At 68.2% G+C, this 12,179-nt stretch carries 10 protein-coding genes; 4 read left to right on the plus strand and 6 right to left on the minus strand.

Going from position 1 to position 12,179, the window contains the following annotated elements:
• Positions 1-67 precede the first annotated feature (67 nt).
• Positions 68-874, plus strand: a complete 807-nt coding sequence (pcaD, locus tag HG543_RS28735) for a 3-oxoadipate enol-lactonase (RefSeq protein WP_169348082.1) — start codon at positions 68-70, stop codon at positions 872-874.
• A 174-nt stretch (positions 875-1,048) separates the two neighbouring features.
• Entirely contained in the window at positions 1,049-1,498 is a 450-nt protein-coding gene (locus HG543_RS28740; RefSeq protein WP_169348083.1) for a hypothetical protein, read from the plus strand.
• A gap of 27 nt (positions 1,499-1,525) precedes the next feature.
• Here HG543_RS28740 and HG543_RS28745 read toward each other — a convergent pair whose 3' ends face one another.
• The 5 genes from HG543_RS28745 to HG543_RS28765 form a co-directional block, all read right to left on the minus strand.
• Positions 1,526-2,800, minus strand: coding sequence for a right-handed parallel beta-helix repeat-containing protein (locus tag HG543_RS28745; RefSeq protein ID WP_169348084.1), 1,275 nt, complete (start codon positions 2,798-2,800; stop codon positions 1,526-1,528).
• On the minus strand, positions 2,790-4,292 hold the full coding sequence (locus HG543_RS28750; protein ID WP_169348085.1) for a caspase family protein: 1,503 nt from the start codon (positions 4,290-4,292) through the stop codon (positions 2,790-2,792). Before HG543_RS28750 ends, HG543_RS28745 begins: the two co-directional genes overlap by 11 nt.
• A complete protein-coding gene (locus HG543_RS28755) occupies positions 4,289-4,993 on the minus strand; it encodes a DUF4384 domain-containing protein (protein WP_169348086.1) in 705 nt (234 codons plus the stop codon). Before HG543_RS28755 ends, HG543_RS28750 begins: the two co-directional genes overlap by 4 nt.
• Before the next feature lie 35 nt (positions 4,994-5,028).
• Entirely contained in the window at positions 5,029-5,544 is a 516-nt protein-coding gene (locus tag HG543_RS28760) for an RNA polymerase sigma factor (protein WP_343073459.1), read from the minus strand.
• A 77-nt stretch (positions 5,545-5,621) separates the two neighbouring features.
• A complete protein-coding gene (locus tag HG543_RS28765) occupies positions 5,622-7,223 on the minus strand; it encodes a discoidin domain-containing protein (RefSeq protein WP_169348087.1) in 1,602 nt (533 codons plus the stop codon).
• Between the two features lie 362 nt (positions 7,224-7,585).
• Between HG543_RS28765 and HG543_RS28770 the strand changes: the two genes are divergently transcribed.
• A complete protein-coding gene (locus HG543_RS28770) occupies positions 7,586-9,064 on the plus strand; it encodes a serine hydrolase domain-containing protein (protein ID WP_169348088.1) in 1,479 nt (492 codons plus the stop codon).
• Positions 9,065-9,491: 427 nt separating this feature from the next.
• A complete protein-coding gene (locus tag HG543_RS28775; protein ID WP_169348089.1) occupies positions 9,492-10,196 on the plus strand; it encodes a hypothetical protein in 705 nt (234 codons plus the stop codon).
• A 153-nt stretch (positions 10,197-10,349) separates the two neighbouring features.
• Here the strand turns inward: HG543_RS28775 and HG543_RS28780 are convergent.
• A partial coding sequence (locus HG543_RS28780; RefSeq protein WP_246357372.1) for a MopE-related protein occupies positions 10,350-12,179 on the minus strand: 1,830 nt, incomplete at its 5' end.

The raw sequence follows: 12,179 nt of genomic DNA on the forward strand, positions 1-12,179 counted from the left end.
TGTAGTGTCTATCCCCCGCCCCGGTTCCTAGAGATGAAGCCGCACCCACCACACTCCTGGAGCCGACATGGAAGCACAGACCCCTTCCTTCATTTCCACCGGCGATGGCGTGCGCATCGCCTACCGCTTCGACGGCGCGTCGAACAAGCCGGTGTTGTTGCTCTCGAATTCCATCGGCACCGACCTCCACATGTGGGACGCCCAGGTGCCGACGCTCACCGAACACTTCCGGCTGCTGCGCTACGACGCGCGCGGCCACGGCGCCTCCGACGTCCCAACCGGTCCGTATTCGCTGGACCGGCTGGGACGCGACGCGGTGGAGCTGCTGGACGCGCTGGGCCTGCAACGAGTGCACGTGCTGGGCCTATCCCTCGGCGGATTCGTCGCGCAGTGGCTGGGGATTCATGCGCCGGAGCGCGTCGACCGTCTGGTGCTGTCCAACACCGCCGCGTACCTCGGCCCGCCCCAGCAATGGGACCGCGCGATCGCCGAACTGCTGGCGGCCCCCGACATGCAGGCCACCGCGGAGATGTTCCTGCGCAACTGGTTCCCGGCCTGCATGCTGCAGGCGAACGACAGAGGCGTCGAGGCGTTCCGCCGCACGCTGCTCGCCACGCAGCGCGAGGGCGTGGCCGGCAGCTGGGCCGCGGTACGCGACGCCGATCTGCGCCGCACCGTCGCGCGGGTCCGCAACCCGACGCTGGTCATCGCAGGCGAGCACGACACCGTCACCTCCGCCCGCCACGGCGAAGAGCTCGCCTCCGCCATTCCCGGTGCGCGGTTCAAGGTCCTGCCCGCGGTGCACTTGTCGAACGTCGAACGGCCGGCGGAGTTCCTGGACGCCGTAGTGACCTTCCTCACGGAACAGGCCTGACGACACGAACCACCGCGCCTGGACATCCGGTCCGGGTATCTCGGCCGTATTCGTCACGGCAGCAGGCCCATTCCCATCGATAACCCGCCGTTATCGAAGAAGACTCTGCTTGTTCCATGCCGTGAGCAACCCACGCCGGTAGGGTCGAGCCTCATCTCGCAAGAGGGGGAGTCGATGAACGGGTGGAGACTCGTGGGGGGCATCCTGCTCGACGTGGCAGGCCTCGTCGCCGGAAGCCTGGCGGGCTTCTGGGCCTTCTACGGCATGTACGAGGGGACCAAGGGGGACTTCTGGTTCATCCGGCTGACGATGATGGTCCCGTCGGCGGTCGTGATGGCCCTGCTCTCGTCCCTCCTACGTCACGACGTTCCCTGGCGCTGCTGGCTGCGCTTCGCGCTGTTCGAGCTCATGACGCTCCTGCTCCTCGTCATGGACGTCGAGCACGACTGGGGCAAGCGCTTCCTCTACGCCGGCTATTGGGAGGGCGTGATACATCTCGTGCTCTCCCTGCTCCTCGATGCCGCCGTCTATGCCGTGGCGCTGAACGTCTGGCGGCTGGGTCGGCCCCTGAAGCGCCTGGCCCGAGGCGGCCGCCTCACCACCGCATGTCCTGGTCCTCGGTGACGCCGGGAGGCACCCGATGTGGCCCTTTCAACGGCCCTCGAATGCCCCCAGGTCGCCGTGCGGCGGAGCCCCCGCGCCCGTATCCGGAACCTCCGGCTCATCCCATCGAGGACGTCCGTCGGCATCCACCTGGGGGGCTCCGTCGGCGAGCGCGGCGTCGATGCCCGGGCTGCCCGGGGCCAGGTGGAAGTCGAGGCTCGCCGCATCCATGAACATGGGCGGACGAGCCACGTCGTGCACTCCCGAGAAGTGGCCGCCGCCCACCAGGTTGTAGTCCTCGAACGCGAACGCGGCCGCTTTGGCGCTCAGGCCGTCGAGCGTCTGGAGGATGTTGTTCTGCAGCACCACACCCACGGTGGCCGGCCCCGACACGTCGTTGAGATCGATGCCGCCCTGACCGTTGCCCCAGAGGGTGTTGTTCAGGATCCGCGCCCCCGGCACATTGGCGAGGTCCACCGCCCAGTGGACGAAGCCGGTGAACACGTTGTTCTCCAGCCGCAGGCCCTCGATGCCGTGCAGCCAGACCGGGCCACCGGAGCCGTGGACCCGGTTGGCTCGCAGCGTCACGTCACGGGAGTCCGTGATGAAGAAAGGCTGGGCACTGTCCGGAAGCTGATTGCCCTCCACCGTGAGGTCCTGAGCGTTGGCAATGCGAACCCCGACTCCCTCCAGGCGAAGGAAGCGGTTCTCCAGGAGGCGGATCCGGGCTCCCGCCTCATCGGCCAGGAAGCCACGTCCCGAGACGCCGTCTCCCGCCTCGCGCAGGTCATGGACGATGCAGCGCACGAGCGAGAAGTCCTCGACCGGTGCCTCCACGTGCACCCCCGCCGCCGGCGTTTCCGAGGTGATGTCGCAATCGGAGAAGGTGACGTGGGAGACGCCCGCCTGGATCGAGATCGGGCCCGTGAAGTGGAGTCCCTGGAACCGGAGGTATTGCTGGCTCTTCAGAACGACCCCGGCGATCTCCACTCGCTCCAGGGGATAGGGCTGAAGGAGCAGCTCCGCGCTTCGGGCGCTCGGCGTCCGAGCCATCAGGAGAGGATAGGCGCCACCACGGATGCTGACCGACCAGCCGCGCGGCGCGGCCTCGAGCGCGCGGGTGATGCTGCACCAGGGCGTCCGAGGCGAGAGGGCCTGCTCCGCGGAGTAGGCGTCGTCACACCTGCCACCGAGCGAGCTCCCGTCCACGATGAGCGCATGGGGCGGAAGCTGACTCGAGCGCAAGCCCTCCTCGTCGATGAAGGTCATCTGGCAGCCGGCGAGTGCCAGTGCCCACGCGGCGAGGAGCGCCCTAGAAGCCATAACCCAGGGCCAGAGCGGTGGTCAGCCCGGGGCGGAGCTTCCACTGCCGGTTGATGGGTACGGCCAGCGCCGCGCCAGCCACTTCCAGGGCAAGCCGCGCCTCATCGCCCAGCCGCAGAGAGATGCCCGCCACAGCGCCGGCACTCCACATCGGTGCCGACCAGCGCGCCTCCGAGGTCTTCTGCGAAGCCCAGGTGCCCCCCAGCTCCGGCCCCACCTCGAGGAGGATGCGCCGCCCGACGCCCACGCCATGGAGGCCCGCGACGGCCCCGCTGAGCCCCCGGAGCCGGTACTGGAGCGCGCCCTGCCTGCCCTCGTGGTCGAAGGCATCGAGCCTCAAGCGGAGCCGAGCCCCGCCCACGAAGCGGCTCATCCCCACTCGCGCGGCGAAGCTGGCCCCGAAGCCGGGCAGGAGCCCGGTGATGAGCGCGCCACCGGCCAGCACCTCCACGCGCTCGTCTCCCTTGGCGGCCGCCTCCTCGAGCCCGAGCGCCACCATCCCTTCGAGCTGTCGCGTCTCCCCTGCCGCCAGCACCACCTGGCCTCCCGTCCGGCGCTTCCCCTCCCGCCGCTGGATCTCATAGCGCCCCGCCGGGAGTCCCAGCGTGAGCCCCTGGGGGCTTCCTGAAATCTCCGCGAGAACGCCGGGCCCGCCACGCACCAGGTACAGCCCGGAGCCATCCTTCGGCAGCACCAGCCGCGCCTCGGCCCGCCGCAGCTCGCTCAGCACCACATCTCCCCGGCCCGACATCTTCACGTCGTACGTCGGGTGTTGGGCCCCGCGCACGGTGGCGGAGGTACCGACGACGGTCTGGTGGGCGGTGTACTTGAAGGCCTCGGTGAGGGTGACCGTGCCGTCTCCATCACTGTCTCCAGCGCCCCGGAGCGCCACCTCGAGGTGATGGCTGAAGAAGCTCCCTCCCAGGGCCGCGGACTCCTGCGCCGCCTCGCCCATGGCCGTGGAGGCGACGAAGGCCACGCCCCTGACCGCGTCCCCCGGAGCTGGAAGCGGAAAGTCGAGCGAAGGAAGGGCGCGAGTCCCCTTGACCTGCGTCAGCGCACCCGACTGACACGCGTCCACCAGCACCACCTTCGCCGCCGCGGAGGAGCGGGTGGTCAGGCCCCGCAGCTCGTCGAAGCTCATCCGCTGGCGCCCCAGCTCGAGCGCCGCCGCGTCGGCGTGGCCGGAGTAGTAGAAGACCAACAGCGAACGCTCCCGGGCCGTCGACCGGGCAATGCGCTGCTCGAGCCGGGCCAGCGCCTGCCGGACGGCCTGTGCCCCCTGGCCGCGCAGCACCACCACCTGCTCCTCGGGAAAGCCTCCCAGTTCCACCAGGGCGCGGGCGACGCGATCCGCGTCGCGCTCCGCGAACCAGAGCCGGGACCGCTGGGGTGCCCCCTCGTTGTTCCCCACCACCAGGGCGTACCGCGGCGCGGGCTCCGCCGGGACGGTGCTCAGCAGAGCCGCCGAGAAGAGCGCCAGGAGCGTCATCCCCGCTTCTCCACGAGGATGCTCGCCTGCCCTGCTCCGGCGGGAAGTCCTCGAACGTCACGCTGCTGCCGAACGCTGTCCGCGCCCGGTGGGGAGAAGGTCCGCCGAACGGCCTCTTCCACCACGGACCAGGAGAGGGGCTCCGGGCTGCAGATGGCCACGAATCGTTCCGGCCCCGTCACACCGTCCAACTGACCGCCACCGGGTACCGGGCCAGAGGCCTGTGTCAGAGCGCCGCCGACCCCGTCCGCGGGGGAGATGCGAGAGACCTGACCGGAGGCATCGACGGAGACAATCCAGAGGTGGCACTGCCGCTCCGTGGCCACCGAGAAGCGAACACGGGCGTCACTCGGGAGCTCGGCGCCGTCGGCTGCCTGGAGGGGGCCTCCCTGAGACTCGGTGAAGACCTCCAGTGAGAAGCCCTCTCCCTTGGAGCCCACGTAATCGGCAGGGGGAGCCATGGGCCGCGAGAGCATCACGAGCAGCACCACCGCCAACCCCGTGGCCGGAAGCGCCACGATGGGCCACCTCGGCCACTTCCACCGGGAAGCGGAAGCGGCCTCCACCGCCGCGTCGAGGGTGCCGGGCATGACATGGCGGCGGAACGACGCATCCTCTTCCCGCATGCGCGCCACCTGCTTGCCGCACTCCGGGCAGGCTTCGATGTGCGCCCGCGCGGCGGCCGTGGCAGGCGTCAACACGTACTGTTCCAGGGCGACTCGCGAAGGACACGCCGTCATGCGTTCCCCCCATTCAACAACGCTCGGGCCTTGGCGAGAAACTGCTCCAGCTTGCGGGCCACCGTCCGGCGAGAGAGGCCCAGAATCGTGGCGAGCTCGGTCTGCTCGATGCCATCCACCAGGACGCCCACGGCCACCACGCACGTGGTCTCATCGAAGCGACTCAGGAGCTGTTGCGTCAGCTTTCGCGCCGAGAAGGTCTCGGGTGCCACGGTGGAAGCGACGTCGAGAGACAACTGGCTCAGCTTGCCCTGGTGGAGCTGGGCGTTCCGAACCCGATTCAGACAATGGTGCGTCGCCACGCGGTAGATCCACGCCGCGGCGTGCTCGCGATCCTGGAGCCGCCGGGCGGAGAACAGCTTCACGAAGACCTCCTGCGTGGCGTCCCGGGCCTCCTCCGAGTCGCGGAGAACGGCCAGGCACTGGCGATGGATCGCCGGAGCGAAGTCCCGATAGAGCGAGGCAATCTCCTCGCGGTTTCCCTTCCACGACGTACCGATGGGGGGCCTCACGAAAGAATATAGGGGAGGCGCGGGTCTCGCGTCCCACGCCTCCGCTCCGCCAGCCAACCGTCTGGCGCACTTCAGCGTCAACGGATACCGATGTCCGTCCCGTCCGAGGCCGCGCCCTTTCCAGGCGACCCTGTCGCAAGGCGGAAGCCGGAACGGTCCGTGGGCTGGGTTCCCCCCACGAACACCGGAACACCCGTCAGCTCGCCGCTCTGGGCGCCCCGCCGGAGGAGGTTGTGGTGGCGCTCCGCCACGGTGGAGCCGTTGGACACCGAGATTTCGGTCGCCACGTTGTCGACGATGACCGTGCCCCGTCCGACGTCGTCCGCCGTCTTGCGCGTGATGTCGATGATTCCGCAAGGGAGGTTCCAGGCACACGCCCCATGCATCAGCGTGTTGTGGCGAACGATGGAACCGTCATCCGAGTAGAGCTCGATGGCCCACGGGCGACCGCGAAGATCCAGCACGTTGTCTTCGATGACCGCGCGCTCGACGCCGTCGTAGGCGACGATGCCCGTAGCGCAGTTGAGGAAGTAGTTCCCTCGAACCACCGACCCCGGAGCCCCGAGCAACTGGATTGAGTCGGTGTGGTTGGGGCCGCTCTCCTGGATGTCCTTGAACAGATTGTTGAGGATGTTGACCCCCACCCCTGTCTGGATGCCGTCCGCGTCGCCCCCCTCGAAACGCGAGTTCTGGATGGTGACGCCAGAGTGTGTCGAGCTGCCGTAGGGCAAGTGGATGCGTGCCGGTACGGAGCCAGCGGGGGCGTTGATGTCGAGGTGCGTGTTCCCGTCGAACAGGATGTTGGAGTTGGCCACCCCGTCAATCGTCGCGGCACCCGTGAAGCGGCTACCGGTGATCGTCACGTTTCGGGTCGAGCCCAGCAGCACGGCCGAGGTGATGGTGAGTCCTTCGAGCCGGACGTTGTTCGCGCCGTTGAAGCGGAGCGCCAGGGTGGCGGTGGCCCCGCTCTGGGGCTTGACTGTCACCACTCCAGACTTGGAGCCCGCGGTGAACGTGCCGTAGCTCCCGCTGGCCAGGCAGATGGTCTGCCCGGCGGTGGCCGCGCTCCACTGGCTCGCCAGTGTCGTCGCGTTGGTGGCAACCCGGTCGCAGGTGCCGGAAGGAGGAGGCGGCGGTGGCGGAGTCGTGCTGGAGCCCTGGACGCCGAGCTCGGTCACCGACGCCCACAGGTTGTCGGTGTTGCCGTTGACCGTCACCCGGACGTATCGGGCGGTGACGTCTGCGATGTCATAGGTCTCGAGCGCGGAGGAGGTGCCGCTCGACTGGCCCGAGAAGACCTCGGTGAAGGTCGAGCCATCCTCGGAGACGGACAGGGCGAAGGTGTTGCGGCGCACGTCGCCGCGGTACCAGGCCACGGACACGGAGCAGACGGTCTTCGTCGAGCCGAGGTCGGCGGTGATGAACTGCCCGGCGCCATGGGACGACCAGCGCGTGGACAGGAGACCGTCGCGGACGTTCTGGGGCACGTTTCCATCGTCGCCGCTGGCCGTCACGCCGGTGGGCGCCACCGCGGCACAGCTCTCGAGGTCGGCGTGCTGTGTGCCCTCGTGGCCCTCGCGGCCGGAGCCTTCGCCTCCACAGCCCCAGGCCAGCCACGAGAGGGCAAGCATGAAGGCCGCGCTGTTGCAGCGTCCTGTACGATTGAACTCGGGTTGCATGTGCGTACTCCCTTTCCGGTTGCGGGGAGAAACACACGCGAGCGCGGCCAGATGTGACACGCGACGAGAAAGCCGAGGAAAAACAGGGTGATGGCCGGTGCATAGCGGTCGCGCACCGCCGGGTCGAAGAAGTGTGGCGGTGAGCCCCGCTGCGCTCGGAGAACTCAGGGCGAGTTCTGATGAGGGGTTTCCGCAGGTGCTTGACTCGAAGGCGCGGAAAGCCAGGTGATGTACGGCGCTGTCTGGGGAAGGTTCTGCTTCAGCTTGTCGCAGGGCACCGAGGCGAGCGAGTAGCCACCGGACATGCTCAGGAAGCAGCTCTCCGTGTATAGGACCGACCCATGCAACCTCTGGAGCACTCCTTGCTGCGTCCCCGGGTCGCGATGCTCGCCGCCCTTGCTGTGTTCGTGACAGCCCCTGCGCTGGCGGCGGAGGCGCCCGCCACGCTCCCGGACACGCCTGCGGGCCGGCGGACCGCGGCGCTGCTCCAGGTGTTCAACGAGGGCGACGGTCGCAAGATGCTCGCCTTCGTCCAGGAGAACTACGCGAAGGCGGCCCTGGCCCAGCGTCCCGCGAAGCAGCACCTCGGCATCTATGGGGAGCTGTGGGTGGACACGGAAGGGCTGACCCTCCAGAAGGTGGAGTCGTCGAAAGCGCGCACACTCATCCTGGTGGCTCGGGACAAGCTGGCCGGTGACACGGTGCGGCTGCAGGTCGACGTCGAGGCGAAGGCGCCGCACGGCATCACCGGAGTGAAGGTCCAGCCCATCACCCCGGGCGACAGCGGCCGTCCGCTGACCCACGAGGAGGTGGCCAGCGCCACGCGGGCCTACGTCGAGAAGCTGACCGCGGCCGAGGCCTTCTCGGGGACGGTGCTCATCGCGCAGGGGGACAAGGTCATCTACCAGGGGGCGTTCGGCCTGGCGAGCCGGGGCTTCCAGGTGCCCAACCGCCTGGACACGAAGTTCAATCTCGGCTCGTTGAACAAGATGTTCACCGCCGTGGCCATCGCGCAGCTGGCCGAGGCCGGGAAGCTGTCCTTCCAGGACAAGGTGGGGAAGTTGCTGCCGGACTACCCGAACAAGGCGGTGGCCGAGCAGGTGACCGTCCATCAGCTCCTCACCCACACCTCCGGTCTCGGCAGCTTCTTCAATGACAAGTACGAGGCGGCGGACAAGAGCCGCCTGCGCGAGGTCAAGGACTTCCTCCCGCTCTTCGTGGATGAGCCGCTCAAGTTCGAGCCGGGGACGCGTTGGCGCTACAGCAACTCCGGCTTCGTCCTGCTGGGGGCCATCATCGAGAAGGTCTCCGGGCGGAGCTACTTCGAATACGTGCGCGAGCACATCTACAAGCCCGCCGGCATGACGAACTCGGACTGCTACGAGATCGACCGCGATCCTCCGAACCTCGCGGTGGGCTACACGAACCAGGGCCCGGGCGGGAAGGAGAGCCCCAAGCGGGACTGGAACAACCTCTACCTCCACGTGGTCAAGGGCGGCCCGGCGGGCGGCGGGTACTCGACCGTCGAGGACTTGTGGCGCTTCTCCCAGGCGCTGCAGGCGAACAAGCTGCTCGGCGACAAGGCCACGCAACTGGTGACCACGGGCAAGGTGCAGCCGGATCCCGAAGACCCGGCCAACAGATATGCCTATGGCTTCAACGAAGAGCGGGCCCAGGGGACCCGCATCATCGGCCACGGCGGAGGCTTTCCGGGCATCAACAGCCAGCTCGATATCTACCTGGACAAGGGCTACACCGTCGCGGTGATGTCGAACCAAGACCCGCCGTCCGCCGGGCGCGTCGTCCAGCGGATCCGCAAGCTGCTCGGCGTCACCCCGTAGCGCTGGCCCGCGCTTCCCACTCGGGCCAGCGCGTCTCGACCGCTGTCATTGGCTCAACCGCGGCGCGGGGACGTCGCCATTCTGTCCCCAGCCCCGCCAGCAGCTACCGCCGCCACACGGTGCGCCGATGCCCGCTCGCTCAGCGACCTGACTGACAGGGGCCGCGCGGCGAGAAGCAGGAAGGCTTCGAACCGCGAGAGACGAACCGGCGGGATTTGAAACGCTACACCGCGCTGCACTGTGCCGAGGGCCATATGCCCGGCCCTTGGCCGTGCACCGGGCTATGCCCTGGAGAGCAGTCGGCTATCCTTACGCTTGTCTTTGATGGCCTGACGTCACTTGAGTTGCATGAGCAGCATGATTGCACCGCCCGCTGCGAGTTGGCGATCAAAGCAGCGGTTCCCCCGAAGCACGGCAAAGGTGCCTCATGAACACGATGCAGCTTGGACGGAAGTTTGTCTTTCTGGGTGCGCTCGTCACAGCCCTCGCCTCCACCGGGCACGCAGCCTCCCCAGAACGTTCCAGTGGTGCCGTCTTTCAGGCGACGACAGGGACAACCCTCGGCCAACTGACCCCGGAGCAAGCCGCTGCCGCCATGACCCTCCCGCAGGAGCCTCCCGCGGCTGCCGCGCTCAAGGAACGGGTCTCCCGCCCTGAAGAACTGGATCCGGTCTCGAAGGAGCTCAACATTCCGGCGCGCCTCGTCCAATTCCACCTGGCCACCCCCACGGACCTGAGCGAGCTGGGGCTGGGGCAGGCGACCCACCTGCCTGTCGCCATCTCCGATAGCGAGGGCGGCCGCAAATCGCTCTACTACCTGGAGCCTGGAGAGGAAGTTCTCGCTGGCTTCTTCGTCACGAACAACGGACTGGCACTGCGCTACGTCAAGCGTGAGTCGGGAGAGGGCGTTCCCGCGCAAACGGGTGACATCTATACCGAGAGGTACACCACCCGCGAAGGCAGGGAATTGTTCGCCGGCCAGGGCAAGCTCGAGGTCGTTGACGCCGAAAAGGGCAGCGGCCACGTCAACCTGACGCAGACGCCGAAGGGCGTGCCGCTCAAGAAGGTCAAGGTCTCATACTGGCACTTGTGGAGCTGCTTCAGGGGCGAAGTCGAGGTTGGCGTCAAATAAAGACGGCGGATGAGACGGAGCCCGCCCCAGGCCTGGCACATCCGCCCTGGGGCGTCCGCTCTCCCTGGGGAGCATGGGAGAAATGGGAGCGCTGTTGGCGGCGGCATGGCCTGCTGCGCTGGAAGCCAGGCAGCAGGCGCGAACCACGAGCTATCAGTTGCCTGGCGCCCGGACCTGCACCGGTGTAGTGCGCCGGGTCGTCGTCCCATCTCCGAGCTGGCCGTCCGTGTTGAGGCCCCAGGCCCAGGCGGTACCGTCTTGCTTCCTGGCCACCGTGTGACTGCTGCCAGCGGCCAGGGCCGTCACGCCGGTCAGGCCCTGCACCTGTACCGGAGTAGAGCGATGGGTCGTCGTCCCGTCCCCGAATTGGCCGCTGCCGTTGCGGCCCCAGGCCCAGACGGTGCCGTCCGACTTCAAGGCCACGCTGTGGAAACGGCCAGAGGCAACGCGGCGCACGTCGGAAATGACGCACGCGGAGCCAGGAGTACCGGAGGCCGCCTCGTCAATTGAGCCGTTGCAGTTGTTATCCGCTCCGTCGCAGACCTCCATGGCCCCGGGGCGGATGTTCACGTTGGAGTCATTGCAGTCGCCAGCATTCGACACGTAGCCCGTGGGCTGGCTGCAACTCTGCACGGTATGGACCGAGGTGCCATGGCCATCACCGTCCGCGTCGCGATACCAGGCCTGGGTGGGCAGGCCCTCGTCCACCTGGGAGTCGCAGTCGTTGTCCACTCCGTCGCACACCTCCGTCGCACCAGGGTTGAGGGCCGGGTTGCTGTCATTGCAGTCGCCAGCATTCGGGGCGTGCCCGGAGGGCTGGAGGCAGGCCTGCACCGACTGGGACGTCAGGCCGTAGTTGTCGCTGTCCTGGTCCCGGTACCACGCCTGGAAGGCCAGCCCATCATCCGGCTGCCCGTCGCAATCGTTGTCCAAGCCGTCGCATACCTCGGGAGAGGCCCCCCGAATCGGCGCGCATTCGAGGGCGCCGTGGGTGCAGAACGTCACGCCATCACCGCACACCCCCAGCTCTCCGGTCGCACACGCCTGGGATCCTCCAGGGTTGCCTTCGTCCGCCGTACCGTCGCAGTCGTTGTCCAGACCGTCGCACTGCTCGGCGGAGGCGGCCTGGCGCGGCTGGCACACCACGCTGCCGTTGGTACAAGCCGTCAGACCCGCCGCGCAGACGCCCTGCTGCCCCGTCGAGCAACTCTCCCCGCCGCTGGGATTGCCGTCGTCCACTGCTCCGTCACAGTCGTCATCCATCCCGTTGCACTGCTCCAACGCCCCCGGATGGATGGTTGCCGCGTAGTCGTCGCAGTCCAGTTCCTCGACGAAGCCTGGAGACGGCTCGCACGCCTGCTCGGTGACGTACTCGTCGCCAAACCCGTCCATGTCGCCATCGAAGTAGAAGGTGTTGACGATGAGAGTCACCCCAGGGGACGTCACCGGCGTGGCCGAGGTACTGCCCGTGCCGAGCTGCCCCTGGCCATTGTGGCCCCACGCCCACACGGGACACCCGGGCCGCAGTGCCAGTGCATGCTGCGCACCAGCCGCCAGGGCCGTCGCGTCCGCGACTCCCGCCACATTCACTGGCGAGGCACTGTTCGTCGCGTTGCCTGTGCCCAGCTGTCCGGAAGCATTGAGTCCCCAGGCCATGGCCAGGCCGTTGCCCACGATGACCAGGGAGCTGTTGTGCCCCGCGATGAGCGCCGTGACCGCGAACACGCCATTGACTGGCACGGGGGACGTCACCGGCGTGGAGGTGGCCGTACCGGTACCCACCTGCCCGAAGGTGTTCTGGCCCCACGCCCACACATTGCCGAACTGCTCATCGACGATGAGAGAGTGGCCCGCGCCCGCGGCAATGGCCTTGGCACGCGGCAGCCCCGCCACCTGCACCGGCGCCAGCACCATGGCGCTGGTGGCTCCGGTGCCCACTTGCGCCGACGTATTCAAACCCCACCCCCACACCCTGCCATCCGC

The sequence above is a fragment of the Pyxidicoccus fallax genome (assembly GCF_012933655.1).
GTDB lineage: Bacteria > Myxococcota > Myxococcia > Myxococcales > Myxococcaceae > Myxococcus > Myxococcus fallax.